This is a genomic window from Pseudomonas sp. HB05 (assembly GCF_016756915.1).
Lineage (GTDB): Bacteria > Pseudomonadota > Gammaproteobacteria > Pseudomonadales > Pseudomonadaceae > Aquipseudomonas > Aquipseudomonas alvandae.
Genome location: NZ_JAESPG010000004.1, coordinates 60654 through 85031, shown reverse-complemented (window position 1 = coordinate 85031; position 24378 = coordinate 60654). Strand labels below are relative to the sequence as shown.

Genomic DNA, 24378 nt, shown 5'->3' with positions numbered 1-24378 from the left:
AAGCCCCGACTCACACGAGCCGGGGCTTTTTGTTGAAGCGCTACAACAGCTTAGCCGTTGAACACGTCATCCACGCTCTTGAGCGGGTAGTTCTTCGGGTACGGCAGGGTTGCAACACCCGTCTCGATGGCGGCCTTGGCCACGGCGTCGGAGATCAGGGTGATCAGGCGGGCGTCCATTGGTTTCGGGATGATGTACTCACGACCGAATTCCAACTTGATGCCGCCGTAGGCGTCGCACACTTCCTGCGGTACCGGCAGCTTGGCCAGTTCACGCAGGGCGTTGGCGGCAGCGACTTTCATTTCTTCGTTGATGCGCTTGGCGCGAACGTCCAGGGCACCACGGAAGATGAACGGGAAGCCCAGTACGTTGTTGACCTGGTTCGGGTAGTCCGAACGGCCGGTGGCCATGATCACGTCGTTGCGGGTAGCGTGAGCCAGCTCCGGGGAGATTTCCGGATCAGGGTTCGAGCAGGCGAACACGATCGGGTTCGGCGCCATGCGCAGCAGGTTTTCCGCGCTCAGCAGGTTCGGGCCCGACAGGCCAACGAACACGTCGGCGCCGTCCAGCGCGTCCGCCAGGGAGCGCTTGTCGGTCGCGTGGGCGAACACGGCCTTGTACTGGTTCAGGTCGTCACGGCCGGAGTGGATCACGCCGGTACGGTCAACCATGAAGATGTTTTCGATCTTGGCGCCCATGCTCACCAGCAACTTCATGCAGGAGATGGCCGCAGCGCCGGCGCCCAGGCAGACGATCTTGGCTTCCGGCAGGGTTTTGCCAGCGATTTCCAGGGCGTTGATCATGCCGGCCGCGGTTACGATCGCGGTACCGTGCTGGTCATCGTGGAAAACCGGGATGTCGCACTGTTCGATCAGGGCGCGCTCGATCTCGAAGCACTCTGGTGCCTTGATGTCTTCCAGGTTGATGCCGCCGAAAGTGATGGAGATGCGCTTGACGGTGTCGATGAAGGCTTGCGGGCTTTCGGAGTCGACTTCGATGTCGAACACGTCGATGCCGGCGAAACGCTTGAACAGAACACCCTTGCCTTCCATGACCGGCTTGGAAGCCAGTGGGCCGAGGTTACCCAGGCCGAGAATCGCGGTGCCATCGGAAATGACTGCAACCAGGTTGCCCTTGCCGGTGTACTTGTAGGCCAGTTCAGGGTCGCGAGCAATTTCGCGGACTGGTTCGGCTACGCCGGGGCTGTAGGCCAGCGACAGATCGCGGGCAGTAGCGGTGGCCTTGGTGAGCTCGACACTCAGCTTACCCGGACGAGGATTAGCGTGATATTCGAGAGCGGCAGTTTTCAGATCAGACATGTGGGCATTCCGCTTTTTACTGTGTTGGACAGACGGACCGCCGAGGATACGCGCCTCGCAAAGTCCCTACAAGACTGACCAGTCACTCCTGTCAAGCGCCCTGCCCTACGACTTTGGGCCAAGAGCAGCGAAACACAAGGGCTTGATGCATACAATCGACAGCATAAATGTCTACAATTTTTTTCTCAGGGGAGCGCCTGCAACATCGCCGGATCGGTCACCGGCAGCATCCATCGCGCCTGCCCGGGCTTTGGCGCCCCACGCCGGGAGCGATCGACGACCCAACCGCGCGCCTCGATTGTCCGGCCTTCCAGGCGCTTGAGCATCGAAGCGTCAAAGTTACGCTGCAAATCGGGGGCGATGTGCAAGACAACCGCCCCCTGCATTTCCATCCAGATGCCGCCGCGATTGCGCTGCACGCTGTCTACACGACCGCGGACCAATGCAAAGCCGGCCGCGTCGATTTGCTCCGCTCGCGTGACGGGAGACTTTTTCCATATACCGAGCCCGGCCTGTCGCGCCTGGCGTTCCGCCGCCTGTTGGCACTGGACCAGATCGACATTGGGCGCGACTGCCACCAGGAAGCCCAGCCCCTCGGCAATCAGTTGTTCTTCCAGGTTGCGGCCCTGACGGTCATAGACGTGGGCGAGCGTGCGTCCGTAGTTGTCCTGATCATCTTCACCGGGCGATACCTTGACCCGGCCGGCACTGGCAGCCACCAGCGCCTCGAGTCGCTGGTGCGCCGCCACGGCGAACGGTTCGTCAGCACGCCCGCGCTTGCCCAGCTCCGGGCTGTTGAGACCGATCATGCGGATACGACGGCCGTCCTGGAGATACAACGTGTCGCCATCCACCACCCGCTGCACCACCACTTCAGGCAGCTTGCCCGGTAGGGGGCAGGACGCCTGGGCACCACAGAACCAAATCGCAGGCACAAAAAAGGCGCCCACTAGGGACGCCTTCTTCATTAGCCTGGAATAGCCGGAACGACTTTCCAAGATAATCAGCCTTAGGCTTTCTTCGCGCCGAAAGCACCGAAACGATCGGCGAACTTCTGAACGCGGCCGCCGGTATCCAGAGTCTTTTGCTTACCGGTGTAGAACGGGTGGCATTCGTTGCAAACGTCGATCGCCAGGGCTTTGCCGTAGGTCGAACGGGTTTCGAACTTGTTGCCGCAGCTGCAGGTTACGGCCACAACTGGATAGTCTGGATGGATATCGGTTTTCATGGTGTTTTCCTCAGGCTAGCGTGCCGCCACCCAACACTATTGTTGAATACCGCACGTAATTAGGCCGCGGATTCTACCAGACATCGTCATTCGCGCAAGCTATGCCTTGTACCAACCGTCTGCTAGGCTCGCGCCCTCAAGCACAATCCCTGTGGGAGCGAGCTTGCTCGCGATAGCGGCGATTCAGTCAGCATCAATGTGACAGAACTGACGCCATCGCGAGCAAGCTCGCTCCCACATTGAATAGCGCTCAGCCTTGCGAACTTGTTTGCCTACCGAGATCCCCCGCGTGCCCGACGCCATCCTGCGCCTCGCCCTGCCCTCGCCCCTGCGCCGCCTGTTCGACTACCGCGCTCCGGCCGGGGTCCTGCGCGCCCAGTTGCAGCCGGGCATGCGCCTGCGGGTGCCGTTCGGCCGGCGGGAAATGATCGGGATCCTGGTGGAAGTCACCGACCACAGCGAAGTGCCGGTGGATAAACTCAAGCCAGCCCTGGCCCTGCTCGATGCCACGCCGCCGCTGCCGGCGTCGCTGTTCAAGTTGTGCCTGTGGACCGCCCAGTATTATCAGCACAGCCTGGGCGACACCCTGAGTTGGGCCCTGCCTGTGCTGTTGCGCCAGGGCGAACCGGCCGAGGCACGCCAGGAGCGGTTCTGGTCGGTGGCACCAGGCGCCTCACTGGACGACCCGCGTATCGCCCGCGCACCGCGCCAGCGCGAAGCCCTGGCGACCTTGGCCCAGCATCCCCACGGCGTGGCCCACCAGTTATTGAGCAAACTGATGCTCAGCAAGGACAGCCTCGACCTGCTGCTGGCCAAGGACCTGGTCCAGGTGGAAGTTCGCCGCCATGCCCCAGGCGAGCGCCACGAACACTGGCTGGCCCAGCCAGAACTGCCGCTAAACGCCGAACAACGGGCCGCTTGCGAGGCGATTCGCGCAGGTTTCGACAGCTATCACGCATTCTTGTTGGCGGGTGTCACCGGCAGCGGCAAGACCGAGGTCTACCTGCAGCTGATCCGCCAGACCCTGGAAGCCGGCAAGCAGGCCCTGGTACTGATTCCGGAAATCAACCTCGGCCCACAAACACTGGCGCGCTTCGAACAGCGCTTCAATGCACGGATCGCCCTGGTGCACTCGGCGGTCAACGACCGCGAACGCCTGGAAGCCTGGCTCGCCGCCCGGGACGGCGAGGCCGATATCATCATCGGCACCCGCTCGGCGCTGTTCACGCCGATGAAAAACCCCGGCCTGATCATCATCGACGAAGAGCACGACGGTTCCTATAAACAGCAGGAAGGCCTGCGCTACCACGCCCGCGACCTGGCGCTGGTGCGGGCCCGACAAGAGAACATTCCCATCGTCCTTGGCTCGGCCACACCTTCCCTGGAAAGCCTGCACAACGCCTACACCGGTCGCTACGGCCTGCTGCGCCTCAACGAACGGGCCGGCGGCGCCAAGCAGCCACGCTTCCTGCGCCTGGATGTGAAAAGTCGTCCGCTGGACAGCGGCATCTCCGGACCGATGCAGCAAGCCATCGGCCAGACCCTGGCCGCCGGGCAACAGGTGCTGGTCTTTCTCAATCGCCGGGGATTTGCCCCGACCTTGCTGTGCCATGATTGCGGCTGGATGTCCGGTTGCGAACGCTGCGACGCGCGGATGACCGTGCATCAGCGTTACGGCGAGCTGCGTTGTCACCATTGCGGGCACTCCGAACGCGTGCCGAGGAACTGCCCGCAGTGCGGGAAAGTGGACTTGCGTCCGGTGGGCGCCGGCACCGAGCGCGCCGAAGAACGGCTGGGGATCTTGTTTCCCGACTATCCCGTGCTACGCGTGGATCGCGACAGCACCTCGCGAAAAGATGCGATGAACAATCTGTTCGCCACCATCCAGAAGGGTCAGCCGTGCATCCTGGTGGGCACGCAAATGCTCGCCAAGGGGCATCACTTCCCCCGGGTCACGCTGGTGTCGATCCTGGATGCCGACGGCGGGCTGTTCTCCGGTGATTTCCGGGCCAGCGAGCGCATGGCGCAGCTGATCGTCCAGGTCGCAGGCCGCGCCGGACGCGCCGAGGAACCGGGCAAAGTGATCATCCAGACTCACCTGGCGGATCATCCGCTGCTGATACAACTGACCGAGCAGGGCTATTTCGCCTTTGCCGAACAGGCGCTGAGCGAACGCCGTGGCGCCGGGTTGCCGCCATTTGCGCACTTGGCGCTGTTGCGCGCCGAGGCTCATAAACCGGGGCAGGCGGAAGGTTTCCTGGACGAAGCGTGCAGTGAGGCGGAACGGCTGCTGGCGGAGCAGAACCTCACCGGCATCGAACTATTGGGCCCGGTTCCGGCTCCGATGGAGCGGCGGGCCGGGCGTTATCGCGCGCAGCTTCTGTTGCAAGCCAATGCCCGGGCGCCGTTGCATCGGCTGCTGAGTGCATGGCTGCTGGCGCTGGAACAGATGCCCAGCGGGCGGGCGGTGCGCTGGTCGCTGGATGTGGATCCGGTGGATTTGTATTAATGGATCGCTAATCTAGCCCTTGTGGGAGCGAGCTTGCTCGCGATGGCGGCGGGTCAGCTTGCATGAATATTGAATGCCAGACCGCTATCGCGAGCAAGCTCGCTCCCACAGGGGATCGCGTACATCCGGGCCACCCAGAATAATCACCACACACCCCCAACGAACCCGCTACAGTTGGCAAGCTCGCCCGCGCCACGGATAATGCCCAGTTTTTCCACCAGCGCATCGAAGCGCCGCCGCGCCTGCGGTTGAAAGAGAAGACCATGAAAGACACCATTCGCCAGCTCATCCAGCAAGCCATCACCCAACTCGTCGCTGAAGGTGTGCTGCCAGAAGGCCTGTCGCCGGCGATTCAGGTCGAGAACACCCGCGACAAGACCCACGGCGACTTCGCCAGCAACATCGCGATGATGCTCGCCAAGCCGGCTGGCATGAAGCCTCGCGATCTGGCGGAAAAAATCATCGCCGCGCTGCCGGCCGACGAAAACGTCAGCAAGGCTGACATCGCCGGCCCCGGGTTCATCAACTTCTTCCAGAACACCCAGGCCCTGGCCTCGCGCCTCGACGCGGCCTTGGCCGACGCGCGCCTCGGCGTGCGCAAGGCCGGCCCGTTGCAGCGTACCGTGGTCGACCTCTCGGCCCCCAACCTCGCCAAGGAAATGCACGTCGGCCACCTGCGCTCGACCATCATTGGCGACGGCGTGGCCCGCGTGCTGGAGTTTCTCGGCGACACCGTGATCCGCCAGAACCACGTCGGTGACTGGGGCACCCAGTTCGGCATGCTGATGGCCTACCTGCAGGAAAATCCCATCACCAGCGACGAGCTGTCGGACCTGGAAAATTTCTACCGCGCCGCCAAGCAACGTTTCGACGAGTCGCCCGAATTCGCCGACCGCGCCCGCGGCCTGGTGGTCAAGCTGCAAGCCGGCGACACCGAGTGCCTGGCGCTGTGGACCAAGTTCAAGGACATCTCCCTGTCCCACTGCCAGAAAATCTACGAGCTGCTGAACGTCAAGCTGACCATGGCCGACGTGATGGGCGAAAGCGCCTACAACGATGACCTGGTCAACGTGGTCAACGACCTCCGCGCCAAGGGCATGCTGGTGGAAAGCAACGGCGCCCAGTGCGTGTTCCTCGACCAGTTCAAGACCGCCGATGGCGAGCCGCTGCCGGTGATCATCGTCAAGGCCGATGGCGGCTACCTCTACGCCACCACCGACCTGGCGGCCGTGCGCTACCGCAACCGTGTGCTCAAGGCTGATCGGGTGCTGTATTTCGTCGACCAGCGCCAGGCCCTGCACTTCCAGCAGGTGTTCGAAGTGGCCCGGCTGGCCGGCTTCGTGACCCACCCGATGGAAATGGAACACATGGGCTTCGGTACCATGAACGGCGCTGATGGCCGTCCGTTCAAGACCCGCGACGGTGGCACCGTAAAACTGATCGACCTGCTGACCGAAGCCCAGGACCGCGCCTACAGCCTGGTCAAGGGCAAGAACCCGGACCTGGCCGAAGACGAGCTGCGCAACATCGCCAAGGTCGTCGGTATCGACGCGGTGAAGTACGCCGACTTGTCGAAGCACCGCACCAGCGACTACAGCTTCAACTTCGACCTGATGCTCAACTTCGAAGGCAACACCGCGCCGTACCTGCTGTATGCCTACACCCGAGTGGCGGGGGTGTTCCGCAAGCTCGGCAAGGACTTCGACGAAGTGGAAGGCCAGATCGTCCTCGAGGCCGCCCACGAGCAGGAATTGGCAGCCAGGCTCGCTCAGTTCGGTGAAGTACTGAACAACGTCGCCGACAAGGGCACGCCGCATACCTTGTGCGCGTACCTGTACGACGTCGCCGGCCTGTTCTCCAGCTTCTACGAAAACTGTCCGATCCTCAGCGCCGAGACACCGGCACAGATGCAGAGCCGCCTGCGCCTCGCCGCACTGACCGGACGCACGCTCAAGCAAGGCCTGGAACTGCTGGGCCTGGAAACGCTGGAGCGCATGTAAGTTGGCCGCCAAGAAAAAACCCGCCCCCAAACGCGGCGCCAGTCGTTACCAGCCCCCGGCGAAAAAGCCGATCCCGGGCTGGTTGTGGATGGCCATCGGCCTGACGGTCGGCGCTTTCATTGTCTTCTTGATGAAGCTGGAGCCGGGCCAGGGCGATGACGTCAAGCGCGTCCGGCAAGAGCAGCAGAAAGCCACGCGGATCGCCGAGGCCAACAAGACGCCGCCGAGCCCGACGCAGCCAGTGAAGCCGAAGTACGACTTCTATACCTTGCTGCCGGAATCGGAAGTCATCGTGCCGCCTGACGCCGTGCCGGAGAAAACCCTGCCGACGCCGCAAGTGCCCCAGGTGCCGACCACACCAGTGACCCCGGCCGAAGCGGCAAAGATCGACACCGCCCGCGCCCAGGCGGCCTTGGCCGGCATCACGCCGCCACCCGCGCCGCCTGTGCAGAAAGCAGCGCCAGTGACGAAGTTCTTCCTGCAGGCTGGTTCGTTCCGCAAGGAAGCTGACGCCGACAAGGTGCGAGCGCAGATCATCCTGCTGGGCCAATCGGTGTCGGTGGAATCCGGGACGGTGAAGGACGAGACCTGGTATCGGGTGCTGGTCGGACCGTTCAGCAATCGGGAAGAGTTGACCAAGGCCCAGAAACAACTGGCCGGCAGCGGTTTCAGCAACCTGTTGTTACAACAACGACAGAGCCGCTGAAGGCAGGCGACCGCGATCCTGTGGCGAGGGGATTTATCCCCGCTGGGTCGCGCAGCGACCCCAACAGCAGCGGACCTGGTGAGTCTGATGCACCGCGTTCTCTGATTTTAGGGCTGCTTCGCAGCCCAGCGGGGATAAATCCCCTCGCCACAGGGTCGCGGAACAATCACAGCGCACCACTCATCCCCTCCCCCACCCCACAGTTGAAAAACCCCACGCCACCCCCAATATGAGTTCCATCCGGGCATTTTCGCCCCGCTGCGTGGAGACTCTTCCCTTGACCACCATCGTTTCAGTCCGCCGTCACGGCAAAGTCGTCATGGGCGGCGACGGCCAGGTTTCACTGGGCAACACCGTGATGAAAGGCAACGCGAAGAAAGTCCGCCGCCTGTACCACGGCCAGGTCATCGCCGGTTTCGCCGGGGCAACCGCCGACGCCTTCACCCTGTTCGAGCGTTTCGAAGGCCAGCTTGAGAAACACCAGGGCCATTTGGTTCGTGCCGCCGTCGAACTGGCGAAGGAATGGCGTACCGACCGCTCCCTGAGCCGCCTCGAAGCCATGCTCGCAGTCGCCAACAAGGACGCCTCGCTGATCATCACCGGCAACGGTGACGTCGTTGAGCCCGAAGACGGCCTGATCGCCATGGGCTCCGGTGGCGCCTACGCCCAGGCCGCCGCCAGCGCCCTGCTGAAGAAAACCGATCTGTCGGCCCGCGAAATCGTCGAGACAGCCCTGGGCATTGCCGGCGACATCTGCGTCTTCACCAACCACACCCAGACCATTGAGGAGCAGGACCTCGCGGAGTAAGCCCGTCCAGGCCCAGACTCCCGCTTGAGGACCGCCAAATACTATGTCCATGACTCCCCGCGAAATCGTCCACGAACTCAATCGCCATATCATCGGCCAGGACGATGCCAAGCGCGCCGTCGCCATTGCCCTGCGTAACCGCTGGCGCCGGATGCAGTTGCCTGAAGAACTGCGCGTCGAAGTGACGCCCAAGAACATCCTGATGATCGGCCCGACCGGTGTCGGCAAGACCGAGATTGCCCGCCGCCTGGCCAAGCTCGCCAACGCGCCGTTCATCAAGGTCGAAGCCACCAAGTTCACCGAAGTCGGCTACGTGGGCCGTGACGTCGAGTCGATCATTCGTGACCTCGCCGATGCCGCCATCAAGCTGCTGCGCGAACAGGAAATCACCAAGGTTCGCCATCGCGCCGAAGACGCCGCCGAGGAACGCATCCTCGATGCGCTCCTGCCGCCAGCGCGCATGGGTTTCAACGCGGACTCCGCCGCGACCCAGGATTCCAACACCCGCCAACTGTTCCGCAAGCGCCTGCGTGAAGGTCAGTTGGACGACAAGGAAATCGAGATCGAAGTGGCCGAGATGGCTGGCGTCGACATTTCCGCGCCGCCGGGCATGGAAGAAATGACCAACCAGTTGCAAAGCCTTTTCGCCAACATGGGCAAGGGCAAGAAGAAAAGCCGCAAGCTCAAGGTCAAGGAAGCGCTGAAGCTGGTGCGCGATGAAGAAGCGAGTCGCCTGGTCAACGAAGAAGAGTTGAAGGCCAAGGCCCTGGAAGCGGTCGAGCAGCATGGAATCGTGTTCATCGACGAGATCGACAAGGTCGCCAAGCGCGGTAATGTTGGCGGCGCCGATGTGTCCCGCGAAGGCGTGCAACGCGACCTGCTGCCGTTGATCGAAGGCTGCACCGTCAACACCAAGCTGGGCATGGTCAAGACCGACCATATCCTGTTCATCGCTTCCGGCGCGTTCCACCTGAGCAAGCCGAGCGACCTGGTGCCGGAGCTGCAAGGCCGCCTGCCGATCCGTGTCGAGCTCAAGGCGCTGTCGCCGGAAGATTTCGAACGCATCCTGAGCGAGCCCCATGCGTCGCTGACCGAGCAATACTGCGCGCTGCTCAAGACCGAAGGCCTGAACATCGAGTTCACGCCCGAAGGCATCAAGCGCCTGGCGCAGATTGCCTGGCAGGTCAACGAGAAGACCGAGAACATCGGTGCCCGTCGCCTGCACACGCTGCTTGAGCGTTTGCTGGAGGAGGTCTCGTTCAGCGCCGGCGACCTGGCCAGCGCCCACGACGAAGCGCCGATCCGCATCGACGCCGAGTACGTCAACAGCCACCTGGGCGAACTGGCGGAGAACGAAGACCTGTCGCGGTATATCCTGTAAACGACACCCAGTGTGAGCGAGCTCTTGTGGCGAGGGGATTTATCCCCGCTGGGCTGCGAAGCAGCCCTAAAGCCTGCCACCGTGGTGTATTAAGTTGATGTGATCAGCTTTTCAGGGGGCTGCTATGCAGCCCAACGGGGATAAATCCCCTCGCCACAGGCCTCACGAGACTGACGATCCCATGACCAAATTCCCCACCGCCATCAATCTGCACAAAGCCTCCAAGACCCTGACGCTCAAATACGCGCCAGACGAGGAGTACCACCTGCCTGCGGAATTCCTGCGGGTGCACTCGCCTTCCGCCGAGGTCCAGGGCCACGGCAAGCCCATCCTGCAATACGGCAAGCTCGGCGTCGGCCTGACCAAGGTTGAACCCGCCGGCCAGTACGCACTGAAATTGACCTTCGACGACGGCCATGACAGCGGATTGTTCACCTGGGACTACCTGTACCAGTTGGCGGTGCGCCAGGAAGACCTGTGGAACGATTATCTCGCCGAACTCAAGGCCGCCGGAAAAACCCGTGACCCGAACGAGTCCGTCGTCAAGCTGATGCTCTAGCTCAAGGACTGGCGCTTTAGGGCGAACTTTCTAGACTCATCTGCTTGAATGCCCGCGCAGCAACGTCAATGACTGGCCTGCTTGCGAAAAAAATTAAACTCGGGTAACCAATGGAGCTGGCAAGTTCCCTGCAAAGGAACCGGCGAGTTCCTGGCACACGTTTCCTCATTGCCCTCGATGCGGAATTAACGGTCACCCCGAGCAGCGTACCTGGTATTGGCCTTGCGGCTTCACGGCACGGTCCCGGTACTCGTCTGAAGGACAATGGAGCGTCGTAGATGAGCAACAAGAACAACGATGAGTTGAAGTACCAAGCCTCGGAAAACACCCTCGGCTTGAATCCCGTCGTCGGCTTGCGCAGGAAAGACCTGCTGGCCTCTGCCCGGATGGTGCTGACCCAGACCATCAAACAACCGCTGCATAGCGTCAAGCACGTGGCGCACTTCGGCGCCGAACTCAGGAAAGTCCTGTTCGGCAAATCGGAGTTGCAGCCTTCCAGCGATGATCGACGCTTTGCCGATCCGGCCTGGAGCCAGAACCCGCTCTATCGACGTTATCTGCAAACCTACCTGGCGTGGCGCAAGGAGCTGCACGACTGGATCGACGACAGCAGCCTCTCGCCCCAGGACATCAGTCGTGGGCATTTCGTGATCAACCTGATGACCGAAGCCATGGCGCCGACCAACTCGGCGGCCAACCCGGCGGCGGTCAAGCGCTTCTTCGAAACCGGTGGCAAGAGCCTGCTCGATGGCCTGTCCCACCTGGCCAAGGACCTGGTGCACAACGGCGGGATGCCGAGCCAAGTGGACATGGGCGCATTCGAAGTCGGCAAGAGCCTGGGCGTGACGGAAGGCGCCGTGGTCTTTCGCAACGATGTGCTGGAATTGATCCAGTACCGCCCCATCACCGAACAAGTGCATGAGCGACCGCTGCTGGTGGTCCCGCCGCAGATCAACAAGTTCTACGTATTCGACCTGAGCCCGGACAAGAGCCTGGCGCGCTTCTGCCTGCGCAGCAATGTGCAGACGTTCATCGTCAGTTGGCGCAACCCCACCAAGGCGCAACGCGAATGGGGCCTGTCGACCTATATCGACGCGCTCAAGGAAGCGGTGGACGTGGTCACGGCCATCACCGGCAGCAAGGACGTCAATATGTTGGGCGCCTGCTCGGGTGGCATTACCTGCACCGCGCTGCTCGGCCATTACGCCGCGCTGGGCGAGAAGAAGGTCAATGCCCTGACGTTGCTGGTGAGCGTGCTGGACACCACCCTGGACACCGACGTGGCCCTGTTCGTCGATGAACAGACCCTGGAAGCGGCCAAGCGCCATTCCTACCAGGCCGGCGTGCTGGAAGGCCGCGACATGGCCAAGGTCTTCGCCTGGATGCGTCCCAATGACCTGATCTGGAATTACTGGGTCAACAATTACCTGCTGGGCAACGAACCACCGGTATTCGACATCCTGTTCTGGAACAACGACACGACGCGGCTGCCGGCGGCGTTCCATGGCGACCTCATCGAAATGTTCAAGAACAACCCGCTGACCCGCCCCAACGCACTGGAAGTGTGCGGCACGCCGATCGATCTAAAGCAGGTGACTGCCGACATCTTTTCCCTGGCCGGCACCAACGACCACATCACGCCGTGGAAGTCCTGCTACAAGTCGGCGCAGCTATTTGGCGGCAAGGTTGATTTCGTGCTGTCGAGCAGCGGGCACATCCAGAGCATCCTCAACCCGCCAGGCAACCCCAAGTCGCGCTACATGACCAGCGAGGACATGCCGGCCAAGGCCGAGGACTGGATGGAGAACTCCACCAAGCACACCGACTCCTGGTGGCTGCACTGGCAGGCCTGGCAGGCCGAGCGCTCGGGCAAGCTGAAAAAGGCACCGACTGTGCTGGGCAACAAGACCTACGTGGCCGGTGAAGCGGCGCCGGGTACTTACGTGCATGAGCGGTGACTGATACAACTGGTCTGGTATTGGGAAGGGATGCTCACGAAAGCGCCCAGGCAGCCGACATCAACAGTGGATGCAAGGCCGTCTTCGCGAGCAAGCCCGCTCCCACAGGGACCCGCATTTCAACGTGGGAGCGGGCTTGCTCGCGAAGGCTGCGACTCGGTCTCACAGACCGAACACTGGTAACCCGAGACATGACCCACAGGGCTTGAAGCATGCCGCAACCGTACATCTTCCGTACCGTCGACCTGGATGGCCAGACCTTGCGCACCGCGGTACGTCCCGGCAAGCCTCACTTGACGCCGCTGCTGATCTTCAATGGCATCGGCGCCAACCTGGAACTGGTATTTCCCTTCATCGAAGCCCTGGATCCGGACCTGGAAGTGATTGCCTTCGACGTGCCCGGGGTCGGTGGTTCGTCGACACCGAACCGGCCCTATCGCTTTCCTGGCCTGGCCAAGCTCACCGCGCGGATGCTTGATTACCTGGACTATGGCCAGGTGAATGTGATCGGCGTGTCCTGGGGCGGCGCCTTGGCACAGCAGTTTGCCCATGACTATCCGGAGCGCTGCAAGAAGCTGGTATTGGCGGCGACCGCCGCCGGTGCGGTGATGGTGCCGGGCAAGCCGAAGGTGCTGTGGATGATGGCCAGTCCACGGCGCTACGTGCAGCCGTCACATGTGATGCGTATCGCCCCGCTGATCTATGGCGGCTCGTTCCGCCGCGATCCAAGCCTGGCGGCCCGCCATGCCGCCAAGGTGCGTTCGGCGGGCAAGCTCGGTTATTACTGGCAACTCTTCGCGGGACTAGGCTGGACCAGCATCCACTGGCTGCACAAGATCCACCAGCCGACCCTGATCCTGGCCGGTGACGACGACCCGCTGATCCCCTTGATCAACATGCGCATGCTGGCGTGGCGCATCCCCAATTCGCAACTGCATATCATCGATGACGGCCATCTGTTCCTGATTACGCGGGCCGAGGCCGTGGCACCGATCATCATGAAATTTCTGGAGGAAGAACGTCAGCGCGCGGTCATGCATCCGCATCCCGCGCCGCTGGGTGGCGGCTGACACCCTCATTAGCGCCTGGCAGGACGCCGGATCACGCAACTACCCGAAACAGCGACTATGTTGTCTGGTTCGGTGTGTTTGTTTTTAGCTTGATGACGAAGGAGTTGACTCATGCGCGACAGACCGGCGAAGGGTTCCATGCCCGCCCCTGCCAGTTTCATCAATGCTCAAAGCGCGGTCACCGGCTTGCGGGGCAGCGACCTGCTTTCCACCCTGCGCAACGTTGCCGCCCATGGCTTGCGCAACCCGGTGCACAGCGTGCGGCACGCGTTGCGCCTGGGCAGTCAACTGGGCCGAGTGTTGCTGGGCGAAACCCTGCACCCCACCAACCCCGAAGACAAGCGCTTCGCCGATCCCACGTGGCAGCTCAACCCGTTCTATCGTCGTAGCTTGCAGGCGTACCTGAGCTGGCAAAAACAGGTCAAGAGCTGGATCGACGAAAGTGACATGAGCCCGGATGATCGTGCCCGCGCGCATTTCACTTTTTCCTTGCTCAACGACGCCGTATCGCCTTCCAACACTTTGCTCAACCCCCTGGCGATCAAGGAGCTGTTCAACTCTGGCGGCACCAGCCTGATCCGCGGACTCAGCCACTTGGTGGACGACCTGTTGCACAACGACGGCCTGCCCCGGCAGGTCACGCCCCAGGCCTTCGAAGTCGGCAAGAACCTCGCAACCACCCCCGGCGCGGTGGTGTTTCGCAATGAGTTGCTGGAGCTGATCCAGTACAAGCCAATGAGCGAAAAGCAGTACGCAAGGCCGCTGCTGATCGTGCCGCCGCAGATCAACAAGTTCTATATTTTCGACCTCAGCCCGTCCAACAGCTTCGTCCAATACGCGCTGAAAAATGGTTTGCAAGTGTTCATCATCAGTTGGCGCAACCCCGATGTGCGCCATCGCGAATGGGGCCTGTCCAGCTATGTCGAAGCAACGGAAGAAGCCATGAACGTCTGCCGGGCAATCACCGGCGCGCGTGAAGTCAACCTGATGGGCGCCTGCGCCGGCGGCATGACCATCGCCGCGCTGCAAGGCCACCTGCAAGCCAAGCGTCAATTGCGCCGGGTCGCCAGCGCCACGTACCTGGTGAGCCTGCTGGACAGCGAAATCGAAAGCCCGGCCACGCTGTTCATCGACGAACAGACCCTCGAGGCCGCCAAGCGCCGCTCCTACCAGAAGGGCATTCTCGACGGCCGCGACATGGCTCGCGTATTCGCCTGGATGCGCCCCAACGACTTGATCTGGACCTACTTCGTCAACAATTACCTGCTGGGCAAGGAGCCGCCGGCGTTCGACATCCTCTACTGGAACAACGACTGCACCCGGCTTCCGGCGGCCTATCACGGCGACCTGCTGGACTTTTTCAAGCACAACCCGCTGACCCACGCGGGCGGCCTGGAGGTATGCGGCACGCCGATCGACCTGCAAAAAGTCACGGTGGACAGCTTCAGCGTGGCCGGCATCAACGATCACATCACGCCTTGGGACGCGGTCTATCGTTCGACGCTGCTGCTGGGAGGTGATCGACGCTTCGTCTTGTCCAACAGCGGCCATGTCCAGAGCATCCTCAATCCGCCAGGCAACCCCAAGGCCAACTACATCGAGAATCCGAAGCTGAGCGGCGACCCACGGGCCTGGTATTACGACGCCAAGCACATCGAGGGCAGTTGGTGGACCCAATGGCTGGGCTGGATCCAGGAGCGCTCCGGTGCCCAGCACGAGACCCGGATGGCCCTGGGTAACGCCAACTACCCGCCCCTGGAAGCGGCGCCTGGAAACTACGTGCGAGTCCGCTGAACACCTCATCCCACGGCCACGCTGTTGGCCGTGGAACAACTCCATCACCAAGAAGACCGGATGAAAACCCGCGACCGTATCCTCGAATGTGCCCTGCAGTTGTTCAACGAAAAGGGCGAACCGAACGTTTCCACCCTGGAAATCGCCAATGAAATGGGGATCAGCCCTGGCAACCTCTACTACCACTTCCACGGCAAGGAGCCGCTGATCCTCGGGTTGTTCGAGCGATTCCAGGCCGAGCTGGCGCCACTGCTGGACCCACCCGCCGATGCGCAATTGGCGCCGGAAGACTACTGGTTGTTCTTGCACTTGATCGTCGAACGCCTGGCCCAATACCGGTTCTTGTTCCAGGATCTGTCGAACCTGGCCGGGCGCCTGCCGAAACTGGCCAAGGGTATCCGACAGTTGCTCAACGCCCTGAAGCGGACCCTGGCCTCATTGCTGGCGCAGCTCAAGGCCCAAGGGTTATTGGTCAGCGACACCCAGGCGTTGGGGCAACTGGTGGAGCAGATCACCATGACCCTGTTGTTCTCGCTGGATTATCAAAGAATCCTGGATCGCGAAGGCGACGTTCGCCTGGTGGTCTACCAGATCATGATGCTGGTGGCGCCGCACCTGCCGCCAGCGATCAAGGTCGCGACCGAGCAGATGGCGTTGCGGTATCTGGAAGAGCACGAATAACGAACTGCAGTGGCAGACCCCATTGTGGGAGCGAGCTTGCTCTTCAACGACAATGTGTCCTGATACACCGCCATCGCGAGCAAGCTCGCTCCCACAAGTTGAACCTGCAGTGCATCCAAATGCACACGCATAAAAAAGCCCGGCCTCAACAGGCCGGGCGTTTTTTAGTCCTGGAGATCAGGACTGGGTGGGTGGCGTCGATGGGGTCGGCGCAGGTGTTGGCGTGGCAACCGGGGCCGGAGCCGAGGCGGAGTTCGCCGCGCTCACCGGAGGTGTTGCCGGTTTGGTGGTGGCGGTTGGCGCCTTGGGTGCGGCTGCTTTGGGTGCGGCCGGTTTTTTCACGGCAGGCTTTTTCGCTGCGGCAGGTTTTGCGGCGGGTTTGGCTGCTGCTTTCGCCGCTGGTTTGGCCGGCGCTTTTGCCGCTGGCTTGGCTGCCGGCTTGGCGGTGGCAGGTTTGGCGGCCGCGGTTTTGGCCGCAGGCTTAGCGGCGGGTTTGGCTGCTGCCTTGGCCGCTACTGGTTTGGCCGCTGCCTTCGCTGCCGGTTTCGCCGCTGCGGTTTTGGCCGCGGGCTTGGCGGCGGCTTTCGCTGCCGGTTTGGCCGCAGCCTTGACCAGTGGCTTGGCTGCCGTCTTCGCCGCAGGCTTGGCCGCCGCCGTCTTGGTGGCTGTAGCCTTGGTCGCGACTGGCGTGACTTTCGCGCCGGTGAGTTTTTCGATCTGCTTGGTCAGGGTGTCGACCTTGTTGTGCAGTTCCTTGACTTCATTGCGGCTCGGCACGCCCAGGCGGGAAATCGCGCTGTTCAGGCGCTTGTCGAAAGCCCCTTCCAGCTCGTCCCACTTACCCATCGCCCGATCCTTCACGCCGCCGATTCTCGACTTGGCGGACTCGGCAGAGACCGCAGCCGCATCGACTTGTTTGCCGATCGCCGTCTTGGTGAGTTTTTCGGCTTTCTCGCCGTCCTTAACCAGGGACTCGAAGAGTTTGCTGCCGTCAGTGTCGATCTTCGAGTACACGCCTAAACCAGCAAGCCAGATTTTGCGGGAGTACTTTTCAATCTTCCCGGCCCACGAGCTGCCTTCTTTTTCGGTGATTTTTTTGCCAGCCATCCCGTTCTCCTTAATGTTTACGCGCGACACGTTCGAGCAATGCCGTCAGCTCATCGAGCTTAGCAGAGAGTGCCTCAACGTCATGTTTAGACGGAATGCCGATACGATTCAAGGCACTTGCAACACGCGCGTCGAATACCTTCTCGACTTTATCGAGTTGTACTTCAACCCGAGCCTTGAACGTATTCACGTCGGTCTTGGCTTCGATCAGCTCGCTGTTAGCCGCTTCAAGTTTTCCGGCAATCTTCTTTTTGCCTTTGGTTTCAATAACTTCGCCAGCTTTTACCAACTCCTGGAAGTACTCGCTGCCTTCCTGGCCGACCTTCGTGTAGGCGCCCAGGCCCGCCAGCCAGATCTTGCGCGCATACGTTTTCACGTCGCTCAGCGTGGAAGATTCAACGTCGGTTTTTTTCTTCAGGATAACTTTGGCCATGGTGCACCTCACTCGAAAAAAGGTTTGAGGAACTGCCCGCACGCGGTCGGGCTCAGGCACAAAGTAGTGACAATAATTAGAAAGGGCACCCTAACAACCGACACATATTCCGAAGGCGACGACTGCCATTGTGGGAGCGAGCTTGCTCGCGATGGCGGAGTGTCAGCCAACCTTGATGTGACTGAAACAATGCAATCGCGAGCAAGCTCGCTCCCACAGGGGTGAGTGGTGAACTTTAATTTTGCAATCGCACTCTTCCAATCAATCAAGCCAACGCCTTATCCAGCGCCTTTTCGATTTCACCTTTGATCGTGCCGCTCATGGCCGACATCAACATGCCCAACTCCACATCGACGCGAATCGAATCCTCGCCCACATGCACTTCGCCCTTGACCCCGGAACGCTTGAGCTTGAGCGTGTCGCCTTCCCAAGTAGGCTCCAGGCCATAGCTGCTGGACAATTTTGCGGCCAACTTGTCAGCCTTTTCACGGGCCGCTTCCTTGCCCAGGCCATGGGCACGTTCAACAGTAATACGGGCCATCTGATAACTCCTGCTTGATCGAGACTTGCCTGAACGTTCAGACCCTGCCTGCGTCAAAACGTCCGGGCGATGGTCCATCTTACCTGCAGCCTTGCCAAGACAAAGCCCTCCACCGGGATTAGAATGTCCCGCATTCTTTTTTGGTGACCGCGATATGACTGATCAGCGCAAAGGCAGCGATGCCGAACCCACCACACACTTCGGCTTCAAGAACGTGCCGGAAAGCCAGAAGGCGGAAAAAGTCGCCGAGGTTTTCCACTCGGTGGCCGCCAAGTACGACTTGATGAACGACCTGCTTTCGGGCGGCATGCATCGCCTCTGGAAGCGTTTCGCGATCGAACTGTCAGGCGTGCGCAGCGGCAACCGGGTGCTGGACATCGCCGGCGGCACGGGCGACCTGACCAAGAAGTTTTCCCACATCGTCGGCCCGACCGGCCACGTGGTGCTCGCCGACATCAACGAATCGATGCTCAAGGTCGGCCGCGATCGCCTGCTGGACCTGGGCGTGGCCGGCAACGTCGAGTTCGTCCAGGCCGATGCCGAAAAGCTGCCGTTCCCGGATAACCACTTCGACTGCGTGACCATCGCCTTCGGCCTGCGTAACGTCACCCACAAGGAAGACGCCCTGCGCTCGATGCTGCGTGTGCTCAAGCCCGGTGGCCGGCTGCTGGTGCTGGAATTCTCCAAGCCGACCAATGCGCTGATGTCCAAGGCCTATGACGCCTACTCGTTCGCCTTCATGCCGCTGATGGGCAAGCTGATCACCAACGACGCGGAAAGCTATCGCTACCTGGCCGAATCGATCCGCATGCACCCCGACCAGGAAACCTTGAAGTCGATGATGGTCGAGGCCGGTTTCGACCGGGTGACCTACCACAACATGACTTCAGGCATCGTCGCCCTGCACCGCGGTATCAAGCCCTGATGCTGCTCACCGGCCTGCTCGCCAGCGTCGAACTCGGGATCAACCGGGTCCTGCGCCTGGACAGTACGGCGCCGATGCGCCTGGCGCACTTGAGTGGCAAGGTGATCGCCGTCGACTGCCGCAGCCCGGCGTTGCAGCTGTTTATCCTGCCCAGCGATGAAGGCCTGATGCTCGCCGCCCATTGGGAGGCCGAGGCTGACTGTACGCTGCGCGCCCCGGCGTCGAGCCTGCTGGAACTGGCGCTGAGCAAGAACAAGACCGCCGTGTTGCACGGCCCGGACGTCGAGCTCGACGGCGACAGCGGCGTGCTGCTGGAGCTGGCGGCGATCCTCCAGGACCTGGAGCTGGACTGGGAATACGAAGTGTCCCGCTGGATCGGCCCGGTGGCGACTCAGTTGCTCAGCGGCCACCTGCGCAGCCGCAGCCGCTGGTACCGCCAGGGCTTCGCCAGCCTGGGACAGAATCTGAGTGAATACCTGGCCGAAGAATCGCGTACCCTCGTGGGGCGGCGCGAAGCACAGGCCCGTTTTGATGAACTGGACCAGGTCAAGCTCGACCTGGAACGTCTCGAGGCGCGTTTCGAGCGCCTTTCCCGAACCCTTGAATCCAAGCGATAACGCATGAAGCTGCTTGCCGTCCGCCGTCTGTTGCGCATCCAGCGCGTCGTGATCCGTTACCGCCTCGATGACCTGCTGTTCGCCTTGCCGCTGCCCTGGTTTCTCCTGGCGCTGCGCTTCGTGTTGCCGTGGCGCTGGTTCCCCCGGCGAACCCTGGACCTGAGTCGCGGCGCTCGCCTGCGCCTGGCCTTGCAGGACCTGGGGCCGATCTTCATCAAGTTCGGGCAGATCCTTTCGACCCGCCGCGACCTGTTGCCCGAAGACATCGCCGATGAGTTGATGCTGCTGCAAGACCGCGTGCCGCCGTTCGACTCGAAGTTGTCGGTCGCGCTGATCGAAGCGCAACTGGGCAAGAAGATCAGCGAAGTCTTCAGCCGCTTCGATGTCGAGCCCCTGGCCTCGGCGTCGGTCGCCCAGGTGCACGCCGCCCAGCTCAAGACAGGCGAAGAGGTCGTGGTGAAGGTGATTCGCCCGGGTCTGAAACCGGTCATCGCCCAGGACCTGGCCTGGCTGTTCATCCTGGCCCGCGCCGCCGAGCGGGTGTCCGCCGACGCGCGCCTGCTGCACCCGGTGGACGTGGTCCAGGACTACGAGAAAACCATCTTCGATGAACTCGACCTGTTGCGCGAGGCCGCCAACGCCAGCCAACTGCGCCGCAACTTCGAAGGCTCGCCGCTGCTCTATGTGCCGCAAGTCTATTGGGACTGGTGCCGGCCGAAAGTGCTGGTGATGGAGCGCATCTACGGCATCCAGGTCACCGACCTGGCGACCCTCGCCGACCAGCGCACCGACATGAAACTGCTGGCCGAGCGCGGCGTGGAAATCTTCTTCACCCAGGTGTTCCGCGACAGCTTCTTCCACGCCGACATGCACCCGGGCAACATCTTCGTCAGCACCGTGCAGCCGTGGAGCCCGCAATACATCGCGATCGACTGCGGCATCGTCGGCAGCCTCACCCCTGAGGACCAGGATTACCTGGCGCGCAACCTGTTCGCCTTCTTCAAGCGAGACTACCGTCGCGTCGCCCAACTGCACATCGATTCGGGTTGGGTGCCGGCCGAGACCAAGCTCAACGAATTCGAAGCGGCAATCCGCACCGTGTGCGAACCGATCTTCGAAAAACCGTTAAAGGATATTTCCTTCGGCCAGGTGCTGATGCGCCTGTTCCAGACCGCACGACGCTTCAACATGGAAGTCCAGCCGCAGTTGGTGCTGCTGCAGAAAACCCTGCTGAACATCGAAGGCCTCGGCCGCCAGCTCTACCCTGACCTGGATTTGTGGAACACCGCCCAACCGTTCCTCGAACGCTGGATGCGCGAGCGGATGAGTCCGAAAGCCTTGCTGGGCAACGTCCAGAGCCAGTTCGAACAGCTTCCCCACCTGGCCAACATGACCCGTGACCTGCTCGAACGCATGTCCCAACCCCACGCCAACGACCCGGCACCGCCGTGGCACCGACGCAAGGATGACTGGTTCCTGCGATTGCTCGGCGCAGCCCACCTGGGCGGGGGCGCCGTGCTGGCCGCCGGCGGTCCGTTAAGCCAGTTGGGCCATTGGCCCGCCGGCATCATGGTGGCCGTTGGTTTGTATCTGGTCGTTCGTCGATAGCACGAAGCAGCTGCAAGCGATAAGCTGCAAGCCGCAAGTTCATGGGTGAACTATCAACGCAAGCACCACACAGAATCGCTTTTACTTGCAGCTTGAAGCTTAAAGCTTGCCGCTGCCCCAGGACCCAAGATGAAAAACTGGCAGGACGAGATCAAGTGGGACGCTGACGGCCTGGTGCCGGCCATCGCCCAGGATCACAAGACCGGGCGCGTACTGATGATGGCCTGGATGAACCGCGAAGCGCTGGCCCTGACCGCCGCCGAGAACCGCGCCATCTACTGGTCACGTTCCCGTGGCAAGCTGTGGCGCAAAGGTGAAGAATCCGGGCATGTGCAGCACCTGCATGAGATGCGCCTGGATTGCGACGGCGACGTCATCATCCTGATGGTCGAGCAGGTCGGCGAAATCGCCTGCCATACCGGCCGTCAAAGCTGCTTCTATCGCGTCTTCGAGAACGGCGACTGGAAAACCGTCGACCCGGTGCTCAAGGACCCGCATGCCATTTATTCAGGACACTCCCATGACTGACACCTTGACCCGCCTGGCCCAGGTGCTGGAAGAACGCAAGGGCGCCGCGGCCGACAGTTCCTATGTCGCCAGCCTGTACCACAAGGGCTTGAACAAGATTCTGGAAAAGGTCGGCGAAGAGTCGGTCGAGACCATCATCGCCGCCAAGGACGCCGCCATCAGCGGCGACTGCAGCGACGTGATCTACGAGACCGCCGACCTATGGTTCCACAGCCTGGTCATGCTGGCCCAACTGGGGCAGCATCCGCAGGCCGTACTGGATGAACTGGACCGTCGCTTCGGTCTGTCCGGGCACGTCGAGAAAGCCTCGCGCCCGTCCGCCTGATCAATTTTTGAGAGGAGTAGCCACATGGGTATCTTTGACTGGAAACACTGGATCGTCATTCTGGTGGTCGTGGTGCTGGTATTCGGCACCAAGAAACTGAAAAACCTCGGCACCGATGTCGGCGAGTCGATCAAGGGCTTCCGCAAGGCCATGAACGATGACGAAAAACCGGCCGACCCGGCGACCTCCCAGGCTCAACCCGTGCAGCCGGCCCAACCGGTACACCCGCAGGCCACCCAGCCGGTGAATGCGCCGAACACCATCGACGTGCAGGCCCAGAAAGTCGAAGAGCCAACCCGCAAAGACTCGTGAGCACTGACTAATGTTTGGGATCAGCTTCACTGAACTGCTGCTCGTCGGCCTCGTCGCCCTGCTGGTGCTGGGCCCCGAGCGCCTGCCGGGCGCTGCGCGTACCGCCGGTCTGTGGATCGGGCGCCTGAAGCGCAGCTTCAACGCGATCAAACAGGAAGTTGAACGTGAAATCGGTGCCGACGACATCCGTCGGCAACTGCACAACGAACACATCCTGTCCCTGGAGCAGGAAGCGCGGAAAATCTTCACGCCGACCCAGCAGGAGCCTACGCCGGTCCAGCCCGTAGCCGAGCCGACGATTGCGCCCCAGGCACCGACTGTCGAAGCGGCGCCAGCAGTGGCCGAACCCGCGAAGCCGGTCGATCCGGCGCCTGCAACCACACCGACTCCCCACGATCCCACTTTGCCGCCGCGAGCCCCATGAGCGATATCCCTGAAAATGACCAGCCGATGCCGCTGGTATCGCACCTCACCGAGTTGCGCACCCGCCTGCTGCGTTGCGTCGCGGCGGTTTTCATTATCTTCGCCGGGCTATTCTCCTTCACCCAGCAGATCTACACCTTCGTCTCCACGCCGCTGCGCGAATACCTGCCGGCGGGCGCGACGATGATCGCCACCGACGTGTCGTCGCCGTTCCTGACGCCACTGAAGCTGACGATGATGGTCTCGCTGTTCCTGGCGATCCCGGTGATCCTGCACCAGATCTGGGGCTTCATCGCACCGGGCCTGTACAAGCATGAAAAACGCATCGCCGTGCCGCTGCTGGTGTCGAGCATCCTGCTGTTCTATACCGGCATGGCCTTCGCCTATTTCCTGGTGTTCCCGCTGATCTTCAAGTTCTTCGCCGCCGCCACCCCGGCGGGCGTGGAGATGATGACCGACATCACCAGCTACCTGGATTTCGTCATGACGCTGTTCTTCGCCTTCGGCGTGGCGTTCGAGATTCCTGTAGCAGTGGTGCTGCTGGTGTGGATCGGCGTGGTCGATGTCGCCTATCTGAAGAAAATCCGCCCGTACGTGATCATCGGCTGCTTCGTGGTCGGCATGATCCTCACGCCGCCGGACATTTTCTCCCAGACCTTGCTGGCCGTGCCGATGTGGCTGCTGTTCGAAATCGGTATCCTGTTCGGTGGCCTGGTGCGCAAGCGCCGGGAAGATGAACCCGAGGACCAGCCGGTCGATGACCACAACGACCAGCCGCCAGCGACCCAAGCGTGAACCTGCTGCTGCTCGAAGAGGCCGATTTCATCGGGCCTGACCGCGTCGTCCTGAGCGATCGCCGGTTGACGCACATGCAGGAAGTCCACCGCAGCGCCGTCGGCGACAGCCTGCGGGTCGGGCGCATCGGCGGCTTGATGGGCACGGCCCAGGTGCTGCGCCTGGAAACTCGCGAAGCCGAACTGCAAGTGACCCTGGACCAGCCGCCACCGGCCAAGTTGCCCTTGACCCTGGTGCTGGCACTGCCGCGTCCGAAGATGCTCAGGCGCGTGTTCCAGACCGTGGCGACCATGGGCGTGCCGCGCGTGGTGCTGGTGAACAGTTATCGGGTGGAAAAAAGTTTTTGGCAGACGCCGTTCCTGGAGCCCGAGGCGATTCGTGAACAACTGATCCTGGGGCTGGAGCAGGCCCGGGACAGCGTGCTGCCGGAAATCGTCATCGAGAAGCGCTTCAAACCCTTCGTCGAGGATCGCCTGCCCGCCATCGCCGAGGGCACCCTCGGGCTGGTCGGCCACCCCGGCAACCACCCGCCCTGCCCCCGGGCACTGACCGAACCGGTGACCCTGGCAATCGGCCCCGAAGGCGGTTGGATTCCCTATGAGATCGACTTGCTGGGCAAGGCCGGCTTGCAGCCGGTGCAGCTTGGTGAGCGGATCCTGCGGGTCGAGACCGCGGTGACGGCGTTGCTTGCGCGGCTATTCTGATCCTGATCGTTTGCAAGGGTATTCCAAACGCATCTAACGCATTTCTC

General features: G+C 61.9%; 24 protein-coding genes and 1 pseudogene. 19 read left to right on the top strand and 6 right to left on the bottom strand.

Annotation, left to right across the window (positions count from 1 at the left end; translation table 11 throughout):
* Nucleotides 1–50: 50 nt before the first annotated feature.
* The 3 genes from JMN22_RS06060 to rpmE form a co-directional block, all read right to left on the bottom strand.
* Nucleotides 51–1319: a malic enzyme-like NAD(P)-binding protein gene (locus JMN22_RS06060; protein WP_030140993.1), complete on the bottom strand. Its 1269-nt coding sequence runs from the start codon at nucleotides 1317–1319 to the stop codon at nucleotides 51–53.
* Nucleotides 1320–1504: 185 nt separating this feature from the next.
* Entirely contained in the window at nucleotides 1505–2287 is a 783-nt protein-coding gene (locus tag JMN22_RS06055) for a thermonuclease family protein (RefSeq protein WP_198797426.1), read from the bottom strand.
* 41 nt (nucleotides 2288–2328) lie between these two features.
* Complete coding sequence (gene rpmE / locus JMN22_RS06050; RefSeq protein ID WP_030140995.1) at nucleotides 2329–2547, bottom strand: 50S ribosomal protein L31; 219 nt, start codon at nucleotides 2545–2547, stop codon at nucleotides 2329–2331.
* A gap of 289 nt (nucleotides 2548–2836) precedes the next feature.
* Here rpmE and JMN22_RS06045 point away from each other — a divergent pair, with 289 nt between their 5' ends.
* The 10 genes from JMN22_RS06045 to JMN22_RS06000 all read left to right on the top strand — a co-directional run bounded on the left by JMN22_RS06045 (nucleotide 2837) and on the right by JMN22_RS06000 (nucleotide 16013).
* The gene (locus JMN22_RS06045; RefSeq protein ID WP_030140996.1) at nucleotides 2837–5056 is read left to right on the top strand and encodes a primosomal protein N'; all 2220 of its coding nucleotides are present in this window, start codon (nucleotides 2837–2839) and stop codon (nucleotides 5054–5056) included.
* 263 nt (nucleotides 5057–5319) lie between these two features.
* Entirely contained in the window at nucleotides 5320–7056 is a 1737-nt protein-coding gene (gene argS / locus JMN22_RS06040; RefSeq protein ID WP_030140997.1) for an arginine--tRNA ligase, read from the top strand.
* Nucleotide 7057: 1 nt separating this feature from the next.
* The gene (locus JMN22_RS06035; RefSeq protein WP_030140998.1) at nucleotides 7058–7762 is read left to right on the top strand and encodes an SPOR domain-containing protein; all 705 of its coding nucleotides are present in this window, start codon (nucleotides 7058–7060) and stop codon (nucleotides 7760–7762) included.
* A gap of 277 nt (nucleotides 7763–8039) precedes the next feature.
* A complete protein-coding gene (hslV, locus tag JMN22_RS06030) occupies nucleotides 8040–8570 on the top strand; it encodes an ATP-dependent protease subunit HslV (protein WP_003186641.1) in 531 nt (176 codons plus the stop codon).
* 43 nt (nucleotides 8571–8613) lie between these two features.
* On the top strand, nucleotides 8614–9951 hold the full coding sequence (hslU, locus tag JMN22_RS06025; protein WP_198797405.1) for an ATP-dependent protease ATPase subunit HslU: 1338 nt from the start codon (nucleotides 8614–8616) through the stop codon (nucleotides 9949–9951).
* A 181-nt stretch (nucleotides 9952–10132) separates the two neighbouring features.
* Complete coding sequence (locus JMN22_RS06020) at nucleotides 10133–10510, top strand: gamma-butyrobetaine hydroxylase-like domain-containing protein (protein ID WP_030141000.1); 378 nt, start codon at nucleotides 10133–10135, stop codon at nucleotides 10508–10510.
* Nucleotides 10511–10788: 278 nt separating this feature from the next.
* Nucleotides 10789–12468, top strand: a complete 1680-nt coding sequence (gene phaC / locus JMN22_RS06015; protein ID WP_030141001.1) for a class II poly(R)-hydroxyalkanoic acid synthase — start codon at nucleotides 10789–10791, stop codon at nucleotides 12466–12468.
* 212 nt (nucleotides 12469–12680) lie between these two features.
* Complete coding sequence (gene phaZ / locus JMN22_RS06010) at nucleotides 12681–13538, top strand: poly(3-hydroxyalkanoate) depolymerase (RefSeq protein WP_030141002.1); 858 nt, start codon at nucleotides 12681–12683, stop codon at nucleotides 13536–13538.
* 111 nt (nucleotides 13539–13649) lie between these two features.
* The gene (gene phaC, locus JMN22_RS06005) at nucleotides 13650–15332 is read left to right on the top strand and encodes a class II poly(R)-hydroxyalkanoic acid synthase (protein ID WP_198797404.1); all 1683 of its coding nucleotides are present in this window, start codon (nucleotides 13650–13652) and stop codon (nucleotides 15330–15332) included.
* A 60-nt stretch (nucleotides 15333–15392) separates the two neighbouring features.
* Entirely contained in the window at nucleotides 15393–16013 is a 621-nt protein-coding gene (locus JMN22_RS06000) for a TetR/AcrR family transcriptional regulator (RefSeq protein WP_198797403.1), read from the top strand.
* Nucleotides 16014–16190: 177 nt separating this feature from the next.
* On the opposite strand, the gene JMN22_RS05995 is transcribed toward JMN22_RS06000, so the two are convergent.
* The 3 genes from JMN22_RS05995 to JMN22_RS05985 all read right to left on the bottom strand — a co-directional run bounded on the left by JMN22_RS05995 (nucleotide 16191) and on the right by JMN22_RS05985 (nucleotide 18094).
* The gene (locus JMN22_RS05995) at nucleotides 16191–17120 is read right to left on the bottom strand and encodes a phasin family protein (protein ID WP_198797402.1); all 930 of its coding nucleotides are present in this window, start codon (nucleotides 17118–17120) and stop codon (nucleotides 16191–16193) included.
* Nucleotides 17121–17130: 10 nt separating this feature from the next.
* Complete coding sequence (locus tag JMN22_RS05990; RefSeq protein WP_198797401.1) at nucleotides 17131–17553, bottom strand: phasin family protein; 423 nt, start codon at nucleotides 17551–17553, stop codon at nucleotides 17131–17133.
* 265 nt (nucleotides 17554–17818) lie between these two features.
* The gene (locus tag JMN22_RS05985) at nucleotides 17819–18094 is read right to left on the bottom strand and encodes a polyhydroxyalkanoic acid system family protein (protein WP_030139120.1); all 276 of its coding nucleotides are present in this window, start codon (nucleotides 18092–18094) and stop codon (nucleotides 17819–17821) included.
* A gap of 154 nt (nucleotides 18095–18248) precedes the next feature.
* Here JMN22_RS05985 and ubiE point away from each other — a divergent pair, with 154 nt between their 5' ends.
* The 9 genes and pseudogenes from ubiE (at nucleotide 18249) to JMN22_RS05940 (ending at nucleotide 24331) form a co-directional block, all read left to right on the top strand.
* Nucleotides 18249–19019, top strand: a complete 771-nt coding sequence (gene ubiE, locus JMN22_RS05980) for a bifunctional demethylmenaquinone methyltransferase/2-methoxy-6-polyprenyl-1,4-benzoquinol methylase UbiE (protein ID WP_024779926.1) — start codon at nucleotides 18249–18251, stop codon at nucleotides 19017–19019.
* Nucleotides 19019–19643: pseudogene (locus JMN22_RS05975) on the top strand (ubiquinone biosynthesis accessory factor UbiJ). Before ubiE ends, JMN22_RS05975 begins: the two are co-directional and overlap by 1 nt.
* Complete coding sequence (gene ubiB, locus JMN22_RS05970) at nucleotides 19640–21244, top strand: ubiquinone biosynthesis regulatory protein kinase UbiB (protein ID WP_030139119.1); 1605 nt, start codon at nucleotides 19640–19642, stop codon at nucleotides 21242–21244. Before JMN22_RS05975 ends, ubiB begins: the two are co-directional and overlap by 4 nt.
* A 129-nt stretch (nucleotides 21245–21373) precedes the next feature.
* Entirely contained in the window at nucleotides 21374–21772 is a 399-nt protein-coding gene (hisI, locus tag JMN22_RS05965) for a phosphoribosyl-AMP cyclohydrolase (RefSeq protein ID WP_181290774.1), read from the top strand.
* Nucleotides 21765–22097 carry a phosphoribosyl-ATP diphosphatase gene (locus JMN22_RS05960; RefSeq protein ID WP_017126935.1) on the top strand — a complete coding sequence of 111 codons (333 nt, stop codon included), beginning with the start codon at nucleotides 21765–21767 and terminating at the stop codon, nucleotides 22095–22097. The genes hisI and JMN22_RS05960 overlap by 8 nt, the downstream gene beginning before the upstream one ends.
* 24 nt (nucleotides 22098–22121) lie before the next feature.
* Nucleotides 22122–22409, top strand: coding sequence for a twin-arginine translocase TatA/TatE family subunit (locus JMN22_RS05955; RefSeq protein ID WP_030139117.1), 288 nt, complete (start codon nucleotides 22122–22124; stop codon nucleotides 22407–22409).
* 10 nt (nucleotides 22410–22419) lie between these two features.
* Nucleotides 22420–22833, top strand: a complete 414-nt coding sequence (gene tatB, locus JMN22_RS05950) for a Sec-independent protein translocase protein TatB (protein WP_198797399.1) — start codon at nucleotides 22420–22422, stop codon at nucleotides 22831–22833.
* Entirely contained in the window at nucleotides 22830–23627 is a 798-nt protein-coding gene (gene tatC / locus JMN22_RS05945; protein ID WP_030139115.1) for a twin-arginine translocase subunit TatC, read from the top strand. The genes tatB and tatC overlap by 4 nt, the downstream gene beginning before the upstream one ends.
* The gene (locus JMN22_RS05940) at nucleotides 23624–24331 is read left to right on the top strand and encodes a 16S rRNA (uracil(1498)-N(3))-methyltransferase (protein ID WP_030139114.1); all 708 of its coding nucleotides are present in this window, start codon (nucleotides 23624–23626) and stop codon (nucleotides 24329–24331) included. The genes tatC and JMN22_RS05940 overlap by 4 nt, the downstream gene beginning before the upstream one ends.
* Nucleotides 24332–24378: the final 47 nt, after the last annotated feature.